At 30.6% G+C, this 19778-nt stretch carries 19 protein-coding genes and 1 pseudogene; 12 read left to right on the top strand and 8 right to left on the bottom strand.

The window, feature by feature from the left end; genetic code table 11:
• Positions 1-141 precede the first annotated feature (141 nt).
• Together LQ673_RS05355 and LQ673_RS05350 are read left to right on the top strand one after the other, a co-directional pair.
• Entirely contained in the window at positions 142-657 is a 516-nt protein-coding gene (locus tag LQ673_RS05355; protein ID WP_239705714.1) for a type 1 glutamine amidotransferase domain-containing protein, read from the top strand.
• A gap of 182 nt (positions 658-839) precedes the next feature.
• Complete coding sequence (locus LQ673_RS05350) at positions 840-1991, top strand: zinc-dependent alcohol dehydrogenase (protein WP_204201141.1); 1152 nt, start codon at positions 840-842, stop codon at positions 1989-1991.
• A 106-nt stretch (positions 1992-2097) separates the two neighbouring features.
• Here LQ673_RS05350 and LQ673_RS05345 read toward each other — a convergent pair.
• From LQ673_RS05345 to LQ673_RS05330, 4 genes and pseudogenes are all read right to left on the bottom strand, one after another.
• A pseudogene (locus LQ673_RS05345) lies at positions 2098-3333 on the bottom strand (IS256 family transposase).
• Between the two features lie 328 nt (positions 3334-3661).
• Positions 3662-4054: an arsenate reductase (thioredoxin) gene (gene arsC, locus LQ673_RS05340; protein ID WP_285369629.1), complete on the bottom strand. Its 393-nt coding sequence runs from the start codon at positions 4052-4054 to the stop codon at positions 3662-3664.
• Between the two features lie 21 nt (positions 4055-4075).
• A complete protein-coding gene (arsB, locus tag LQ673_RS05335; RefSeq protein ID WP_239705712.1) occupies positions 4076-5365 on the bottom strand; it encodes an arsenite efflux transporter membrane subunit ArsB in 1290 nt (429 codons plus the stop codon).
• Positions 5365-5679: an ArsR/SmtB family transcription factor gene (locus tag LQ673_RS05330; RefSeq protein WP_058611746.1), complete on the bottom strand. Its 315-nt coding sequence runs from the start codon at positions 5677-5679 to the stop codon at positions 5365-5367. Before LQ673_RS05330 ends, arsB begins: the two co-directional genes overlap by 1 nt.
• 678 nt (positions 5680-6357) lie before the next feature.
• Between LQ673_RS05330 and LQ673_RS05325 the strand changes: the two genes are divergently transcribed.
• The 7 genes from LQ673_RS05325 to LQ673_RS05295 all read left to right on the top strand — a co-directional run bounded on the left by LQ673_RS05325 (position 6358) and on the right by LQ673_RS05295 (position 14416).
• Positions 6358-7752, top strand: a complete 1395-nt coding sequence (locus tag LQ673_RS05325; RefSeq protein WP_058611747.1) for an NAD(P)H-binding protein — start codon at positions 6358-6360, stop codon at positions 7750-7752.
• A 645-nt stretch (positions 7753-8397) separates the two neighbouring features.
• Complete coding sequence (locus LQ673_RS05320; RefSeq protein WP_025907145.1) at positions 8398-8898, top strand: TspO/MBR family protein; 501 nt, start codon at positions 8398-8400, stop codon at positions 8896-8898.
• A gap of 4 nt (positions 8899-8902) precedes the next feature.
• On the top strand, positions 8903-9376 hold the full coding sequence (locus LQ673_RS05315; protein ID WP_037560298.1) for a glycosyl-4,4'-diaponeurosporenoate acyltransferase CrtO family protein: 474 nt from the start codon (positions 8903-8905) through the stop codon (positions 9374-9376).
• Positions 9377-10873 (top strand): phytoene desaturase family protein, encoded by a 1497-nt coding sequence (locus LQ673_RS05310; protein ID WP_239705711.1) that lies wholly within the window; start codon positions 9377-9379, stop codon positions 10871-10873. It begins immediately after the preceding gene.
• A gap of 60 nt (positions 10874-10933) precedes the next feature.
• Positions 10934-11977, top strand: a complete 1044-nt coding sequence (locus tag LQ673_RS05305; protein ID WP_058611749.1) for a glycosyltransferase family 2 protein — start codon at positions 10934-10936, stop codon at positions 11975-11977.
• Positions 11978-12032: 55 nt separating this feature from the next.
• On the top strand, positions 12033-12914 hold the full coding sequence (locus LQ673_RS05300; protein ID WP_239705710.1) for a phytoene/squalene synthase family protein: 882 nt from the start codon (positions 12033-12035) through the stop codon (positions 12912-12914).
• Positions 12911-14416 carry a phytoene desaturase family protein gene (locus LQ673_RS05295; RefSeq protein ID WP_025907135.1) on the top strand — a complete coding sequence of 502 codons (1506 nt, stop codon included), beginning with the start codon at positions 12911-12913 and terminating at the stop codon, positions 14414-14416. Before LQ673_RS05300 ends, LQ673_RS05295 begins: the two co-directional genes overlap by 4 nt.
• 48 nt (positions 14417-14464) lie before the next feature.
• Here the strand turns inward: LQ673_RS05295 and LQ673_RS05290 are convergent, their stop codons facing one another.
• On the bottom strand, positions 14465-14890 hold the full coding sequence (locus LQ673_RS05290) for a pyridoxamine 5'-phosphate oxidase family protein (RefSeq protein ID WP_025907133.1): 426 nt from the start codon (positions 14888-14890) through the stop codon (positions 14465-14467).
• A gap of 183 nt (positions 14891-15073) precedes the next feature.
• Here LQ673_RS05290 and LQ673_RS05285 point away from each other — a divergent pair, with 183 nt between their 5' ends.
• The gene (locus LQ673_RS05285; protein ID WP_232193991.1) at positions 15074-16456 is read left to right on the top strand and encodes a cryptochrome/photolyase family protein; all 1383 of its coding nucleotides are present in this window, start codon (positions 15074-15076) and stop codon (positions 16454-16456) included.
• A gap of 38 nt (positions 16457-16494) precedes the next feature.
• Here the strand turns inward: LQ673_RS05285 and LQ673_RS05280 are convergent, their stop codons facing one another.
• Together LQ673_RS05280 and LQ673_RS05275 are read right to left on the bottom strand one after the other, a co-directional pair.
• Complete coding sequence (locus tag LQ673_RS05280; RefSeq protein WP_232180884.1) at positions 16495-16653, bottom strand: hypothetical protein; 159 nt, start codon at positions 16651-16653, stop codon at positions 16495-16497.
• Positions 16654-16705: 52 nt separating this feature from the next.
• Positions 16706-17146, bottom strand: coding sequence for an antibiotic biosynthesis monooxygenase family protein (locus LQ673_RS05275; RefSeq protein ID WP_232152089.1), 441 nt, complete (start codon positions 17144-17146; stop codon positions 16706-16708).
• A gap of 219 nt (positions 17147-17365) precedes the next feature.
• Here LQ673_RS05275 and LQ673_RS05270 point away from each other — a divergent pair, with 219 nt between their 5' ends.
• Positions 17366-17704: a winged helix-turn-helix transcriptional regulator gene (locus LQ673_RS05270; protein ID WP_196307551.1), complete on the top strand. Its 339-nt coding sequence runs from the start codon at positions 17366-17368 to the stop codon at positions 17702-17704.
• A gap of 107 nt (positions 17705-17811) precedes the next feature.
• Positions 17812-18309, top strand: coding sequence for an SRPBCC family protein (locus LQ673_RS05265; RefSeq protein ID WP_239705709.1), 498 nt, complete (start codon positions 17812-17814; stop codon positions 18307-18309).
• A gap of 56 nt (positions 18310-18365) precedes the next feature.
• On the opposite strand, the gene LQ673_RS05260 is transcribed toward LQ673_RS05265, so the two are convergent.
• Positions 18366-19670, bottom strand: coding sequence for a TrkH family potassium uptake protein (locus LQ673_RS05260; RefSeq protein WP_239705708.1), 1305 nt, complete (start codon positions 19668-19670; stop codon positions 18366-18368).
• Positions 19671-19778: the final 108 nt, after the last annotated feature.

Here is a 19778-nt window from a genome sequence, read left to right as displayed (position 1 = left end):
ATCAATATATAATAGATCAACTGACTACTACGTGTTTAGCAATCTTTCAATCCTGAAATAAGACTGTTAGGACCTTTATATGTTTTAATGTCTATGGAGTGGGTATATATTACTATTGATAATTTTAGGAGGAATTTATTTATGGCAAAAAAAATTGCTGTTGTAATAGATAATTATTTTGAAGACGTTGAATATACAAGTCCAGTTGAGGCTTTAAAAAACGAAGGACATGACATTACTGTAATAGGAAAAGAAACAGGTACAGTAAAAGGTAAGTCTGAAGATACTGAAGTAACAGTAGAGAGAGCGATTAGCGATATAAAACCTGAAGATTTTGACGCATTACTTATCCCAGGGGGATTCTCACCAGATATGTTACGTGGAGATGAAGAAGGTCGTTTTGGAGAATTCACAAAACATTTCGTTCAAAATGAAAAGCCTGTATTTGCGATTTGTCATGGACCACAGTTATTAATCGATACAGACTTATTAAAAGGTAAAAAATTAACAAGTTTCTTATCAGTTCGTAAAGATTTAGAAAACGCTGGTGCAACAGTAGTAGATGAATCAGTTGTAGTTTCTGATAATATCGTCACTTCACGTACACCTGATGATTTAGAAGACTTTAACCGTGAATCTGTAAATTTATTAAAATAATTATTTTTTAAAGAGGAGACTATCAGTCTTCTCTTTAGTTTTATATAAAATAGTCATCATTAACACAAATGAAGATATTCTTAGTAAGATGATAGATTCTATAAAGGTTTATGTTTATAAGGTAAGGTAAGAGGTATAGTTTAGCATGCTTGTAAATAATATTTAGAATGGAGTGTTATTTTATGAAAGCAGTCACTTATCAAGGACATAAGAAGATGAAGATGGAAAAAGTTGAAGATGCTAAGATTATTGAATCAACTGATGCAATTATAAAGATAACAGCATCTGGGATTTGTGGTTCAGATTTACATTTATATCATCAAGGTGATTTATTCATGGAACCTGGTTTTGTCATTGGACATGAACCGATGGGTATTGTTGAAGAGATAGGAAAAGATGTAAAAAAACTAAAGAAAGGAGATCGTGTGGTAATACCTTTTAATATTGGGTGCGGGGATTGTTTCTACTGCAATAACGACATGGAATCTCAGTGTGACAATTCTAATGAAACACCAGCGAACTGGAAGTTAGATAATGGTGGACTATTCGGTTTTGGTAATCTTCATGGTAATCACTGGGGCGGACAGGCAGAATACTTAAGAGTACCTCATGCTGACTTTTCTTCATTTAAGGTTCCTGATAACAATCTAAAAGATGAGCAAGTTTTATTCTTATCAGACGTTGTACCTACTGCTTACTGGAGTGTAGAACACTCAGGCGTTAAACCCGGAGATACAGTTATTGTATTAGGTTGTGGTCCTATAGGTTTAATGGCACAGAAGTTTGCGAAACTAAAAGGTGCAGAGAGAGTGATTGCGATTGACAATGTACAGCATCGTCTCAATCACGCTAAAAAGTACAATGGTGCTGAAGTGTATAACTTTGATGAAGAACAAGAAATAGGTAAACTTCTTAAAGAAAAAACGCGAGGTGGCGCAGATGTTGTTATTGATTGTGTAGGAATGGATGGACAGCAATCGAGTCCAGAACAGGAGCTATCTGAGCATTCTCAACAACGTGGAACAATAAGTCCTATACTTACTGCTACTGAATCAGTAAGAAAGTTTGGGACAATACAGCTTACCGGTATATATGGATCACCTGCTGATAATTTCCCTATAGATTTAATATTTAACCGTGATATTACAGTAAGAAGTGGACAGGCTCCTGTTATTCATCTAATGCCTAAACTTTACGAGATGATTAAAGATGAAGTATTTGATCCTACAGAAATTATTACTCATACATTTCCACTTGAAGAGGCAGACGAAGCTTACAAAGTATTTGATCAGAAGAAGGATAACAACATCAAGGTTGTATTTAAACCAGAATAGACTATAAAAACTTTTGTTCTCGACTATTAAATTATTGGATATTGTTAGAGGAGATAGTTTATCTCATTAAAAAAAGGGGCTTTGTTAAATTAAGTGTGTAAGTTATTCAAGGATACTTAATAACTCTATCCTTAATTTGATCATGTAAAAGAAGCTGGTTCATAACCATAGACCAGTTTGGAATGTAACCAGTGGACCATTTCTTTTGAAGTTCTTTCGTTCGAATAAAGAGTAATTTTAAGAGTGCATTCTCATTTGGGAATGCACCTTTTTTTGTAACCTTTCGTTAACTAGAATGAATACTTTCTACCGCGTTAGTTGTATACATGATTTTACGAATATTACTACCATAATCAAACAGCTGTTCAACGTGAGTGAAGTTACGTTTCCAAACTTCAACCGCACCAGGATATTGAGACCATTGTTGTTTAAATGCTTCAAAATCAGTATGACAAGCTTTAAGTGATGTTGCCCCATAAACCTTTCTTAATAAAGAAGTAAAAGCTTTATAGTCTTTACTTGGTAAGTATTTAATAGAATTTCTAACTAAATGTACAATACATCTTTGAACAATTGTTTTAGGAAAAATAGCCTTAACTCCGGATTCTAAGCCAGAAACACCATCCATAGATAAAAAGAAGATGTCTTCGACACCACGAGCCTTTATTTCATCAAATATTTGCATCCACTTATGCTTGCTTTCTATTTCAATAAGCCATAAACCAAGTATTTGTTTCTTTCCATCAATCGTGTACCCTAGAATAGTGTATACTGCATATTCTTTAATTTCATAATCAGTTCTAATTTTAGTATATAAACAATCCACAAATACAAATGTATAGCACTTTTCCAACGGTCTAGCTTGCCATTCTTCCATTTCAGGAATAACAGCATCAGTAATATCAGAGATCATTTCATGAGATACAGAGAAACCATAGATATCTTCTATTGTTGAAGAAATATCACGTTGTGACATGCCCTTGGCATACATAGAAATTGCTTTATCTTCGATTTCAGAAACATCACGCTGACGTTTCTTTATTAACTGTGGTTCAAATGAGGCATCTCTATCTCTTGGGACATTGATTTCAATGTTACCTTTAGTGGTATTAAGTGTTTAATTTCCATATCCATTGCGTCTATTTTCGGTAGTTTTGTCAGATTTATCATTCGAAGAATATCCTAAGTGGTTATTCATTTCACCTTGTAACATAGCTTCAAACATAGGTCCAAAAACATCTTTTAGTGCATTTTCCATATCTTCAACAGATTCAGGTTCATACTCAGCAATAATTTTATTAGTAAGTTCGACAGATTTAGGATCTCGTTTTTTTCTAGCCATAACAAACCTCCAAGTTTTATTAAGTGTATTTTAACACTATGCATAGTATTTAGCTTGGTATCCGTAAAAAGTGGTTGGTTTGAGTTTTAACCAACACTTTTTACGAATATAGTAAGCGATAGCGCGCTAGATTATATAAAAAATAAACTGTGAAGTAGAGTCGTACGTTCTCTACTTACACAGTTTATTTTACACTCCCTGTTTTTTTTTTTGCGATTTCCTCACCTGTAAGTTTTTGTTCGGCTGTCATTTTTGGAGTTATATGGCACAAATTTTGTTTTTTAAATGGCAAAACACCCCTTATTTAGTTAATAAGAGGTGTTTATTATTATCTCAATTTAAACTTTTCTATAGCTAATTTAATCTCGTCTCTAACACGCTGGAATTCTGACCATTCTTTACCTGCTGGATCATCAAAACCCCAATGCTCTTTTTTAACGTTTGGTGGTAAAATTGGACAATTATCGTCTGCATCACTACATAACGTTACGACCAAATCTGATTGTTTTAAAATATTATTATCAATCAAGTCTGACGTATGGTTTGATATATCAATCTCCACTTCATTCATAGCTTCTATTGCTTTAGGATTAACACCATGTGTTTCAATACCAGCAGAATAGACATGCCAATCTTCACCCAATATTTCCTTTCCCCATCCTTCAGCCATTTGGCTACGACAAGAGTTTCCTGTACATATAAAATAAATTGTTTTTTTTATCCATAATTAAATCCTCTTTTCTTAAAATATGATTAGTGAAAGGTATAAACCTAAGAGTGTTACAAATAGTACTGGAATAGTAATGATAATTCCAGTTTTAAAGTATGTTCCCCAAGAAATCTTCACACCTTTTTGTGTTAAGACATGTAGCCACAACAATGTTGCTAAAGAACCAATCGGTGTTATTTTAGGTCCTAAATCAGAACCTATGACATTCGCATAAATCATACCTTCTTTTAATATACCTGTAGCACTGGTTTGACCAATCGCTATTGCATCTATTAAAACAGTTGGCATGTTGTTCATGATTGAAGATAAGAAAGCAGCTATAAAGCCCATACCCATAATACTGCTGAACAACCCATAACTTGAAATATTTGTTAGGATATCCCCAAGAATCGTTGTAATACCTACATTTTTTAGTCCAAACACAACAAGGTACATACCAATAGAGAATACAACAATATTCCATGGTGCTCCTTTAATGACTTGTTTTGTATGAACTGCTTTAGATTTACGAGCTAATATTACAAAGATAAGAGCAATAATACCAGCAATGATTGACACAGGTATTTGAATAAACTCACTAACAAGATAACCCACAAGTAGTAATGCTAATACAATCCATGAAAGCTTAAATAATTTAGGGTCTTTAATTGCATTTTTAGGGTCTGAAAGATTTTCTGTATCGAACCTTTTAGGTATAGATTTTCTGAAATATAACCATAAAACAAGGATACTAGCAATCAGAGAGAATATATTAGGTATAATCATTCGACTAAAATAATCAACAAATCCAATATCAAAGTAATCTGCAGAAACAATATTAACTAAGTTACTTACAATTAAGGGCAGTGATGTAGTATCTGCAATAAAACCACAGGCAATAATAAAGGGGAAAATCATTTTTTTATTAAATCCTAGATTCCTTACCATCGCTAATACAATGGGCGTTAAGATTAAAGCTGCACCATCATTGGCGAAAAATGCTGCTACAACTGACCCTAATAACATAATAAAAACAAACATTTTTAAGCCGTTACCGTTTGACGCTTTGACCATATGTATCGCGGACCATTCAAAAAATCCAATTTCATCTAATATTAATGAAATAAGAATAACAGCTACAAAGGTTAAAGTAGCATTCCAAACAATGCCTGTTACTTCTATTACATCTGAAAAACTTACGACCCCTATAATAATCGCAACGACAGCTCCAATTAAAGCTGTAATACCAATATCTAAACCTTTTGGTTGCCAAATTACAAAGGTTAAAGTTAAAAGAAAAATAGCAATAGCAAAAATTGTCATTAACATTCACCTGATTTCATACTTTTACACAGGCAACGTTGATTAGATGTATTAATAACTTTTAAATTTTGAGTAATATCATCTAAAATAGCGTGATTAAGTTGATACATGTGTTTATTACCATTTTTTCGAGTAGTAACTAAATTGTTATCTATTAATGACTTCATGTGATGACTGAGGGTAGGTTGTGAGAATTGAAAGTGTTCTAACAACTCACAAGCACATAACTCACCACAAGATAATAAATCTAGTATTTCCAATCTACTTGGATCAGAGAAAATTTTGAATATTGATGATAGTTCTTTATAAGACATAAATATACCTCCTAGACATTACATAGACTATCATCTATATTGACTTTTGCCTATGTAATATATTCTAGTGGCTAAATAGAGTTTGAAAATGAGATAATATGCCGCACCACAACTTAATTAACAAAACCATTGTATATATCTATTAGAAAAATGAGATAACTAAAGAAATATAAAAAGAGTTCCATAATATATTCAAGAAAATCTTGTATCCGAAGATATGGCTGAACACAAATAGATACATAATAAATTTATTATAAAAAAATAAAATAATATGATTATTTGAAATTAGAAAAAACGCATAAAGTTAGTTAATGATAAGCATAACATTTCTCAGGTATTATAAAGTTAATTTAAAAAATAATGATTAAATTAGATACTATTCCAATCACTATGTGCAGTAATAGTGAAATCTTTTAGCTCTAACGAATCATTATAAATTTTATTTGTTTGAGTAAGACTGAAACTGACATTAAGTTAAAAAATGGAATCGTTTTAATTAATTTATAAGCTTAAATGCTATTACCTAAATATTTGTTAGCGAATATTTAAAAAGGGTATTTACTCTATAGTATGAAAAAGAGAAAAAAATAAATATGTAGAAAATCAATGATTTAATAAGAATAACCCAAACTATTTAAAGTAAGAACTATAATTTAAAAGTTGAAAGGAATGAATGTTATGGCGCGTATATTATTAACGGGTGCTTCTGGATACATTGGAAGTAATTTGATGAAAAAATTAAAAGTTGAAAATGAAATAATTGCTATTTCAAGAAATATAGAAAATAAAGTAGATGAGAAAAATGTAACTTGGAAGAAAGCAGATATATTTTCATTAATTGATGTTGAAAATGTTATGAAAGATATTGATATTGCTATTTACTTAGTCCATTCAATGATGCCGAATTCTAAGCTTACACAAGCTAAATTTGAAGATATGGATTTTTTATTAGCTGATAATTTTGGAAGAGCTGCTAAAAAAGAAGGTGTTAAGCACATTATTTATATGAGTGGTCTAATACCAAAAGAGGATAATCTTTCTCGACATTTAGAGAGTCGATTAGAATGTGAAAAAGTACTTGGTTCATATGGAGTGCCAGTCAGTACACTTAGAGCAGGTTTAATAGTTGGATCGAACGGCTCTTCATATCCAATTTTAAAAAAATTGACACAACGATTACCATTATTGTTGTTACCTAAATGGGCAAATAATATTACACATCCTATCTATATTGATGATGTCATAAATTCAATTACTAAAGTCGTATCAAGAAGGCCTAAACTAAATGAATCAATTGATGTTGGTGGTCCAGATGAGTTGACATATAAGGATTTATTTAAGCAAACGGCTAGTGTTTTAAATAAAAAAATGCCAATGTTTAATTTGCCGATTATACCTTTGATTCTCTCTAAATACTGGATAAGACTTATTAGCGGTGAAAAGAAAGAAATTGTGTATCCTCTTATGGACAGTTTAGTTCATAATATGAGAATGGATAATAAAAATTATATAGAAGGAATATCCGATGGGAAAACTACATTTAAAGAAAGTGTTAAATTAGCATTAAAAAATGAATCATCGAGTAAGAAAAAGAAAAACAAAAGTAAAACGATAAAAAATGTGAAATCTGTTCAAAGGTTTCGAATACCTACTCATATGACTATAGAAGATATAGCAAATGATTATATGGAATGGTTAAATAATCTTAATAATAAAATAATCTCTACTAAATACATTAACGGTAGATACATGATTTCACTTTTTCCTATAAAGAACCCTATATTAATATTAGAAAAGTCGGACTCCCGTTCAGATGTAAATAGGCAACTTCTCTATATAACTGGGGGAGGATTTTCAAAAAATAAAAATAAAGGTAGAGCGAGAATGGAGTTTCGTAGAGTACTAAATAAAAATGAATGTATAGTAGCTATTCATGAATATGAACCTACACTTCCATGGATTATTTATAAACTAACGCAAGCAAGAATACACTTATACGTTATGACTTTATACAATATACATCTAAAATCAATAGAATATAAAGTTAATAAATTGAATTTAGATAAGATTTAATATCTTTGAATCATAGTAAATATTCAAGGGGGTATATACATGAAAATCTATATTACATTCTTAAAAATTTTAAGGTTTTTTATAAAACAATTTTTAAAATTTTATTGGACTATATGCGGAATAGTATCTTACGTTTTGATCAAATATAAAAAAAATTAAGCTAATACTATGTTTAAAGTTGTTATTAAAAGGTAATATAGGATTAAGAGACTAGAGCTCTTGTCATAATAAGTGAAAGCGAGTTGAAGGATTAATTCCTTGCTCGCTTTTTATAAAACTAAATAAATGAAAATTACTTATTTAGCGGACTTTAATATAAAAAATCTATTTAAAGTGTTTTAATTTAAAAAAACAGTTTTCAATAAAATAACACCCCACTAATCAGTGAGGTGAAAAGGATTTTCTAAATATGTGTTGAATAGATAACAGATATAAAACATTCAACCTAAATATATTATATATCAAAAAAAGATAAATTTAAATAAAATCAGCCTATTTTTTACATAAAATACTATATTAATATTTAAATGGGAATAGACTTTAAATTATATATTGAAAATGTTTTTGATAGAAGAATAACATGACTAATAGAGATGTGCAACCTCTAGAGATAAAAGCAAGTTACTCTAAAAAAGGAGAATAAATATGAATGTAATTGAAACAATAAAAACAATCATAAAAGTGATAACACCAATTATCGGTGGTAAATTTATAGGTAAATTTGCAGTGAAAAACGCGAGAAAAGATTATAAAAATAATGTTAGACCACCTTTTTCACCCCCCGGCTATGTCTTTCCAATTGTGTGGCCAATATTTTATACAACGATGGGCGTAGCTTATGCATTAGTGACTAATAAATCTACTAGTAAGGATTTAAAAGGTGCTTATTACACGCAATTAAGCCTGAATTATCTATGGTCGATATTATACTTCAAATATAAATTACGATTTAGTGCGTTGATAGAGAGTGTTGTATTACTGGGCGCAGTAGTTACAACAACTGTGAAATTTTTCAATGTAAAAAAAGTTGCTGGCATTTTACTAGTTCCATATATGCTTTGGAGCGCTTTTGCTACTTATTTAACAGCTGGTAATTGGTATTTAAATAAAGATAACCCAAGCTATACAGAGAAATCTGAGAATTAAATTGATGAAAAAGATTATATATATTGCGCTATATTGGTTTATAGTTCAAATGATTATAGCTCAACTTGGTACTCGTATTAGTTATAAGTTCTTAGAAAAGGATAATAAGTATTTTCGAAGTTGGAATTTTGAACAAGAGGGTCAATTATGGCAACAATTAGTTAAAGTGCAATATTGGAAAGATCATTTGCCAGACGGTCAAAATCTTAACCCTAATATCAGTAGTAAAGCGACTTTCGATATATCTAAAAATATGAATGATATACAGCGATTTATATTAGAAACTAGACGTGCAGAGATGGTTCATTTGCTATCCATATTTCCTGTTATTGCGTTTTTTAAAGCGTCAAAAAGCGTTAAAATTATTAATTTCGTATATGTCATTATAGCTAATGTGCCTTGTATGATTGTTCAGCGCTATAATCGCCCTAAGTTAATACGTATTTATAATAAATTACAAAAAAGAAAAGGTGATTAAATGGGAAATAAGAAAGTGGTTGTCATAGGAGGTGGCTTGGGAGGGATTGCTAGCGCAATTTGTATGGCTCAAGCAGGCTATCAAGTGGATTTATATGAACAAAATAAGCATATCGGTGGAAAGGTAAATAGGTTGGACATAGATGACTATGGATTTGATCTCGGTCCATCAATTTTAACCATGCCTAAAGTATTTCAACGCTTATTTCAACGATGTGATGAAAGGCTAGAAGATTATGTTAGTATTCGTAAGTTAAGTTTACAGATTAGAAACGTTTATCCAGATGGCCAAATTTTAGATTTATATGAATCCATGGAAGATATATTAACAAATAATGAATCGTTAACAAATAAAGATATAGAGCAACTTTCTTCGTTTTTTAGTTACGCACAAAAGATACATCAAGTTGCTGAAAAAAGCTACTTTGATAAGGGATTAGATTCGATGTTTGCAATTATTCGTTATCATGGTCCGTTTTCAGCTTTAAAGCAATTCGATTATTTTCATACAATGCAACAGGCCATTAATAAAAGGGTGGATAACCCATATTTAAGAGAAATGCTAGGTTATTTCATAAAATATGTAGGCTCCTCATCTTATGATGCTCCGGCTGTATTGAGTTTATTACCTCAAATGCAACATGAGGAAGGTTTGTGGTACGTAGATGGTGGCATTCATAATTTAGCGGAAGCGATGGAACAATTAGCGAGAAAATTAGGTGTGGGCATACATTTTAACACCCCTGTAAAACGTATCAATTATAATAGTCAAAATAAGGTGACAGGGATTACAATAGAAAATAATGAGGAAATATATGCAGATTACATTATATCTAATATGGAAGTAATCCCTGTTTATAAATATTTATTGAATTTTGATGCAAATCAAATAAACAAATTGGAACGTAAATTTGAGCCAGCTAGTTCAGGTTATGTCATGCATCTTGGTGTGGACAAAAGTTATCCAGAGCTTCAACATCATAACTTTTTCTTTTCAAGTAATTCTAAAGTTAATTATGATCAAGTTTTTCACCAGTATGTTTTGCCTGAAGATCCGACTATTTATGTAGTGAATACAAATAAAACAGATAAGACACAGGCGCCAGAAGGACACGAGAATATAAAAATATTGCCACACATACCATACATTCAGAATAAGTCATTTAGTGAAGCAGAATATCTGCAATTCCGAGAACGTATATTGGATAAATTAGAGTCCATGGGCTTGAAAGATTTGAGAAAGCACATTGTATATGAGGACATATGGACGCCACATGACATTGAAAATACATACAATTCTAATAAAGGAGCTATATATGGCGTAGTATCCAATAAGAAGAAAAATAAAGGTTTTAAATTTCCTAAAAAAAGTCAGTACTTCAAAAATTTGTACTTTGTAGGTGGTTCTGTAAATCCTGGCGCTGGTATGCCTATGGTCACTTTGAGTGGTATGCAAGTAGCAGAAGCTATTCTTAATGGAGAAAGTAGTGGAGATTAAATGATATTTTATATAATAGCAATAGTATTGACGATGCTATCACTAATAAGTGGAATGTGTATGTATGCGCGTCGAGCGATTATAAATAACTCAGGAAAAGAAAGAGGTCAGACAGCCGTCAGTGTTATTGTACCTGCTAGAAATGAAGCGGAGAACTTACCTAAATTAATTAACAGTATAAGTAAAGAGCAAGAAATAGAAGTAATTGTTATGGATGATGGTTCAACTGATGAGACACAAGTTGTTGCTAGATATTACGGTGCGAGCGTATATACTGTTGAAAATGATACTACATGGCAAGGTAAGTCACATGCTTGTTGGCAAGGTAGCAAATATGCAACGCATGATTTATTGATGTTTGTTGATGCTGATGTTCAGTTTGCTTGTGATGATAGTATTCAAAATATAGCCAATCAATATGATTTACAAGGTGGTAAAGGTTTGTTATCAATACAACCTTATCACAAGATAAAAAAGCTATACGAAAATATATCGGCGATTTTTAATTTAATGACAATCGTAGGTATGAATCAATTTTCAATCACGAAATCAGCAAATAATGAGCAAGGCGCGTTTGGACCAGTCCTTGTGACAAATAAGCAAGATTATAAATTGACACAAGGACATTTGAAAGCTAAAAATCAAATCATTGAAGGTTTTGCAATAAGTAAAGCATATAATCAGCAAGGTTTGCCAGTTAGTTTGCATGAAGGCCAAGGTGTAGTGAATTTTAGAATGTATTCTCAAGGATATAAAGCGCTATTAGAGGGTTGGAGTAAACACTTTGCACTTGGCTCTCAAGTAACTAAAAAGTCTACGCTTACGTTTGTATTTTTATGGCTATTTGGTTCACTTACAACAGTTTTAGCGATAATTTTTTCAATTAATTTAGGCTCGTTATATATATTATTAGCTATTACTCTATATTTTATATATGCGATACAATTTCATATATTTATTCGAAGAACAGGAAATTTTAATATCGTTGCGAGTTTATGTCATCCACTGCTCTTCATATGCTTTGTCGTGATATTTTTTAAATCATGGTTAGATATCAATGTATTCAAACGTATATATTGGAAAGGCCGTAGAATAGATTTATAGCTTAGTTTTTTATACAAATGTCAAGAAGTTCTATGCTTACTGAGGAGGCCAATAAATGAATCAATTAGAGAGAGATTATAACCATTGTCACAATATAATGAAAGAACATTCAAAAACGTTCTCATATGCCTTTGATTTTTTGGATTTAAAAAGGAAAAAAGCAATTTGGGCTATTTATGCAGTTTGCAGAATTATAGATGACAGTATTGATAAATACAAAGACCTTGAGCAATTAGACGGCATATCTAGAGATTTAGATGTGATTTATAGCGATTGTGATCATATTCAAGCGTATCAAAGTGATGCAGCTATTATGAATGCTTTAAGTAATACATTGAATGCATATTCAATACCTAAAAAACCTTTTGAATCTTTAATTCAATATGTGAAGGAAGATTTAGTTTTAAAAGAAATGAAAACTGATTCAGATTTATATGACTATTGCTATGGTGTGGCAGGTACTGTCGGTGAATTGTTAATTCCTATATTAAATTCATCAAATGAAAATAATTTCGAGCAAGCTAAAGAAGCTGCGATTGCTTTAGGTAAGGCAATGCAAATAACTAATATTTTAAGAGATGTCGGCGAAGATTTTCAAAATGGAAGAATTTATCTAAGTGTAGAAAAATTAGCTCAATATCGAGTTAATCTACATTCTATATATTATGAAGGAGTTACGCGAAATTATATAGAACTGTGGGAAAGTTACGCTACAGAGGCAGTTAGGTTATATGATATTGCATTAAACGGTATTAATTATTTTGACGAAGAGGTACGTTACATTATCGAATTAGCTGCGATAGCTTATCATGAAATACTTGTGGAAGTAAGGAAGGCAAACTATACGTTGCATAAGAAAGTATATGTAAGCAAATTGAAAAAAATGAAAATTTATCGTGAACTTAGTGCGAAATATAATAGGAGTGAAACATTATGAAGATTGCAGTTATAGGCGGCGGTGTTTCAGGTTTAGCTGCAGCTACAAGATTAGCTGCAAACGGTCACCAAGTAGATTTATATGAAAAGAACCAACAAATAGGTGGCAGGATGAATCAGATCAAGCAAGATGGCTTTACATTTGATATGGGACCAACCATCGTTATGATGCCTGAGATTTATCGAGACGTTTTTAATTACGCTCAAAAAAATATGAATGATTACTTGGTAATTAAACAATTATCACATATATATGATGTTTATTTTAGTGAAACAGATCAAATTCGCGTTCCTACAGATCTTGCTCAATTAAGAGATATGCTTGAAGGTATTGAACCTAACTCTACACATGGTTTTATGTCCTTTTTAACAGATATATACGAAAGATACGAAATAGCACGAAAATATTTTCTAGAACGTACGTTTAGGAAACCTACGGATTTTTATAATCCTTTTACTATATATCAAGGTATGAAACTCAAAACATTTGATAAAGCAGATAATTTAATTGAAAAATATGTTGATAATGAAAAAATCCAAAAGATTTTAGCGTTTCAAACTTTATATATAGGTATCGACCCTAAACGAAGCCCGTCATTGTATTCAATTATACCCATGATAGAGTTAATGTTTGGTGTTCACTTTATAAAAGGTGGTATGTATAGCTTTGTCAGAGCGCTTCAAACGCTAAATGAAGAATTAGGTACTCAAATTCATACCAACGCAAACGTTGAAGAAATTATCATTGATAGTAGGTATAAGCGTGCGGAGGGACTAAAAATAAACGGACATATAGAAAAGTATGACAAAATAATTTGTACTGCTGATTTTCCATATGCTACTTCATCTTTAATTAAAAATGAACATCATCCTAAGAAGTATACGACACAGAAAATTGATAATATGGACTACTCTTGCTCAGCCTTTTTAATGTACATAGGGGTTGATAAAGATTTATCTGAAGATATCTTGTTACATAATGTTATATTTTCAAAGGATTTTGATAATAATATCAATGAAATATTTTCCGGGGAAATATCCCAAGATCCATCAATATATGTATACGCTCCTAGCGTGGAAGATCAATCTTTAGCGCCAGAAGGTCAAACAGGTATTTATGTGCTGATGCCCGTTTCAGAATTGAAAACAGGTGATACGGATTGGTCTGATGAGTCAACAATCACACAAGTGAAGGATATTATTTACAATAAGCTTTCTACGATTAAAGCGTTAGAAGATTTGAAAAAGCAAGTTGTGACAGAAATTATTTATACGCCTAAGGATTTTGAAGGAGATTATAATGCTAAATTTGGAGCAGCCTTTGGTTTAATGCCTACTTTAGCGCAAAGTAACTATTACAGACCGCCTAATGTGAGCAGAGATTACAAAAATTTGTATTTTGCTGGAGCTAGTGTTCATCCAGGAGCAGGAGTGCCAATTGTACTGACGAGTGCTAAAATTACAGTTGATGCTATGTTAGAAGATATTAATAATGGTATATAAAACGCTTAAAATCACTTTTTAATAATGTGATTTTAAGCGCCTTTTTAACTAATCGAACGTAATGGTTTGTGGTGTGTCTAATATTTTATCGTTCATAATTTTTATGGATTTTGGTATTACTCTAATTACACACAAGTTTGGATCATCCTTAGAGTCAAAAAAGGACTTATCTTGTTTGTTCCAAATCCAATCAATAGTCTCTTGATCTTTCAGTATTTCAACAGTCGCATCAATTTCCAGAAAACTATGATTATTCGTTTCATCGTAACCTATAAGTACATGAGCTTTGGGATTATCTTTAAATTCAGCAATTTTTTTAGACTCTATACTTGTCTTAGTATAAAGTGTGTGTCCATAATTATAAAATACCATGTATCTACTATTAGGTGTATTGTTATGTGCAGTAGATAGGACACCTATTTTTGATGTATTTAATATATTTTCAATTTCATTTTGTAATTGTTCGTTATTCATAATTTAATCACCTCTGATAATAATATACCCTGAAGTTGCCTATAATATGTAAGGTATAAAAATTTATTTTATTTTTTAGGGAATTATACAAAAGTTAAAACGGGTATATGATTGAAAACACAATCTTAAGTTAAAGGACAATTATAAAGTGAATTTGTAGAAAACAAAATGGGAGGCAATAAAATGCATTTAGGAGTCATACTTAACAGAGTTTTTAGAACGAAATATAATCCACTTTTTCAATATATAGTGAAGCATCAAAATGAGATAGATAAATTGTATTTTATCTTACCTTTAGAAGATTTAACTGACGCATCAGAAGTAAAACGTGACTATTACCATAAAGTTGTAAAAGGATTTGTAAATGCTTTAGATAAGCATGATATACAACCTCATATTGTCACATATGAAAAGCTAGGTGAATTAGCCGAAACATTGGCGTTATCTCACGTATTAGTAGCAAAAGATATTATGAGTTATCACAAAGAAATATATGACTATCCTCATGTAAAAAAGGCTTTTGAAAATCACCAAGTTACAGTAATTGGACAGCGCGTGAATCATTATTTTGAGCCAACAAAGACTTTTAATAAACAGCAACAGCCTTATAAAGTGTTTACTAGTTTTTATAAAGCAAATCGTAAAGATTTAGTACATACACCTAAAAAAAATTATCAATTTAAGCACTTGGCCCAAATTGCTGAAAAGGGTTTAAATCAAAGTGACTTAAATTTTAAAAATAATAAAGATTTAGAACAGTTAGCGCGCAAAAGATGGGGTGAATTTTTAAATGGTGACATAGCTCATTATGATAAATTGATTGACGATGTATCGCAGGATTTTGTAAGTGGATTAGGTAAATATTTAGCATATGGTCTACTTGATATTCGTGAAATTATAAATGATTTACTTGAAGGTTACGATAGTGATGAAACAAATTATGAAGGTTTTATAAGAGAGGTTATATTCCGTGAATTTTATTATGTGTTAATGACACAATATCCAGAAGCTGCCACTAAATCTTTTTCTGAGAAATATCGCAACATGAAATGGTCTTATAATAAAGCACATTTTGAAGCATGGAAAAAAGGACAAACTGGCTATCCAATCGTTGATGCTGCAATGAAAAAGTTGAATCGTACAGGGTATATGCATAATCGCTTGAGAATGATCGTATCTCAATTTTTAACGAAAAATTTATTTATTGATTGGACTTGGGGTGAGAATTACTTTAGACAGAATTTGATAGATTATGATAATGCATCTAATGTACATGGATGGCAGTGGTCGGCATCAACTGGGACAGATGCAGTGCCTTATTTTAGAATGTTTAATCCTATCCGACAAAGTGAAAAATTTGATTCTAATGGCTATTTTATTAAATCTGAAATTGAATTATTTAAAGAAGTACCGACACATTTTATACATAATCCTACTCTATATCGGAGTGAGCTTTATGAAAAATATAATATTGAATTTGATAAAGACTATCCTAATTCAATCGTAAATCATAATGAAAGCAGAAAATATGTTTTAGAAAAATTTAAATCTATAAATAAATATTAATTTGAAAAACACTCCATAAATAAAAGATAGGAGTGTTTTTATTCTTCAATTTTTAAATCATTTTCATTTGAAAGTTTAAATTCTTCATTACTTTCAATGTTTTCAATATCTTCAATATCTTCAGAAATTGAATCTAATCTTTTGTGAATCTCTTCTTCAGTCCATCCAGTATCTTTTAAATGCTTATTAATATTCACAAAATCAACTCCTATAATTTATCTATCCTATATATTTGTAACAAATATTTCATTAATTATTAGCTAATTCAAAACGTATATTATAAGATAAATTTCTATTTACTATATGTTGGTCAACCCCTTTATTTGTGCCTCTGTTTAAATGGGTTGCTTTGTATTGATTAGAATGTTGCCAGTTATAAAAATCTTGCCTATCTAACCATAAAGTTAATATTATATAGTGCTCATTTTCATTGTGTGGTTCTAAAAACCTTAAAGCTTTATAACCAGTTACCGTATTTAGTCTTTTGAATCTATTTAAAAATTTTTCTTTAAAATTATTTTGTCTATTGCTATTTACATATAAATGGTTCATAACACAGAAATAATTATTGTTTAAATTACCATCTTTCTCTAAAATACTATATGATTTTTGACAATTATTTTTGATAATTTGTATTGAATTGTTTTTTTCATGGATCACATAAGATTGATTCGAATTAAAAATAACCATTATTAACCTCTCTATTCCATCTAATAATATACTTATTGTAACATTGTTTATAAAACCAAACCATTATAATAGATAGTATTAGCAGTTTAAAATTTTTATTATTTTACTAAAAATATGATGAGGTCTATTTATTTAAATTTTAAATTGGACTTTATTTTAGCAAAATCACTAATTAGGGGAAAGTTATCATAAGTAGGTGGGGGAAAGGAGAGGTTAAATATGAAAGAAAGATTGTTTAATTGTCCTGTTGAAGCGATTATAAGTTTAATAGGAGGTAAATATAAACCGATTATTCTATGGTATTTGTTGGATGGTAAATTAAGATTTAATGAATTACAAAAGCGATTACCTCAAGCCACAGCTAAGATGTTAAGCCAACAATTGAAAGAGTTACAACAAGATGGATTTATTGAAAAAGTGATTTATCCAGAAGTGCCTCCTAAGACAGAATATTACATCACAGAGTATGGTAAGACTTTAGAAACTATTTTAAATGAAATGTGTAACTGGGGAGAAGAATATATGGGAGATTCTATTATTCAACATAGCAATTATTAAACGGGTATAGTTACTTTTTGGGTACTAACTTACAAAAAAGTGCAGTCTTCTCAAGGAAATTAAACGGTGATATATTTATCTCTACTTTAATAAATAGGAGAGATAATATGTTAAATGAAATTATTTGGCCACAAAAATGGTTACCAGGTACTACTGATAATTTTGCTTCTAATGAAATAATAGTAAAAGATTTAAGTTTTGAAACTGTTATAGAAAATCTTATCGATACTTCAAAATGGGAACAATATTATAAAAATAGTAGTGATATTCATATGTATCATCAAACATCGTCTAAATTACAACAAGATACACGTTTCAAATTTAAAACATTTGGATTTGATATAGAAGCGAAAGTTGAAGAACTTATCATCAATGAAGATGTTGCGCGTATCGCTTGGCATGGTTGGAACAATTCTACAGGAGATGACTTCTTAGACGTCTATCATGCATGGCTGATCGAAAAATTACCACAAAATAGATTAAGAATTTTAACGCAAGAATCACAAATTGGCATACCAGCACAACAAATGGCAAAAGACGAGAAGCACCCTATGATTAATGGACATCAAGACTGGTTAGACTGCCTCGCAAAATTTTCACAATAACAAATTCGCCCGATCTGGCAGCTCACTGCTACGGATCGGGCGATTATTTTATAGAATTATAAATGAATCTTTTCTGTTGAGTAAAAATACAACTCTTTTTTGGGGTGTACAAATATCGAAATGATAATGAGTACGCCTATTTTACCAACTATCATTAACAAAATGAGTATAATTTTAGACATTGAATTTAAATCAGCAGTTATGCCAGTTGAAAGTCCAACCGTTGCAAAAGCTGAAATCGTTTCAAATAATACCTTTGTTGTATCAAGTTTTGGATTTTGAATTAAAATACTCAATGTTGAGATAAAAATTAAAGAACTTGATAAAAAACATACAGTTATTGCTTTGTTTATTTGTTCCGTCATAATACTTTTCTTAAATATATGTGGATGTGTCTGACCTTTTAATAAAGAATATAAATATACGATAATGATAGCAAAGGTCGTAACTTTTATACCGCCACCGGTACTCATAGGTGCGGCACCAATAAACATTAATAAATCAAATATAAATAGTGTAGAGTCGTGTAATTGACCTATGTCAACGGTATTGAATCCAGCAGTTCTAGTTGATATTGATTGAAAAACAGATTTAAACATTTGAACAATCCAATTATCGTTTTTTAATACGTTATTTGCTTCTAATAACCAGAATGAAAGTGATCCAATCGCGATTAATATGGCTGTAGTAGTTAAAACGATTTTTGAATGTAGACTTAATTTACTCAAGCGATTAGCTTTCCACAAATCTAATATAACAATATAACCTATACCACCAATTACAATTAACAATGGAACAATGACGTTAACAATTAAGTTATCACTGTAACTCATCAGATTATCTGAAAATAAAGAAAAACCAGCGTTATTGAATGATGATATAGAAGTAAATATACTGATGAACCCACCTCTAACAATACCGTGATCTGGAATGAAAACCATGGATAAAAAAATAGCCCCCAAAATCTCGATAATAAAGCTGAATAATACAAGACGTATAGTTATATTTAGTAATCCTGAATCATTATCAAGACTCCACGTATACTTTAATAGTTCTCTATTTTTGTACGAAATGTTTTTTCTAGTGAAAATCATTATAAAAATCATTAAAGTAACAATACCTAACCCACCAATTTGAATCAGTAAAAGTATTACCAAATATCCTAATTCATTGAACTGGTTAGGTATATCAACAGTTGAAAGCCCTGTTACTGTAAATGCACTTGTAGCGATAAAAAAAGCATCAACAAAATCAATAGGTTTTCGTCCAGTAACTGGCAAGTAGAGTAATATCGAACCTATGATTGTAGTCGTTAAAAATAGTGTCAGATAAATCATAGTAACTTTGAATATAGTATTCATTTTTTTATCACCTGCATTATAAGATATAAAGATAATAGTCCTATTAATAAAAAATAGCAATAAATTTATAAATAAAATAGAAAACATTAGCTTGCATATCAGGTGATT

The sequence above is a fragment of the Mammaliicoccus sp. O-M54 genome (assembly GCF_022386035.1).
GTDB classification, from domain to species: domain Bacteria; phylum Bacillota; class Bacilli; order Staphylococcales; family Staphylococcaceae; genus Mammaliicoccus; species Mammaliicoccus sciuri_A.
This window is presented reverse-complemented; position numbering and strand designations above follow the sequence as displayed.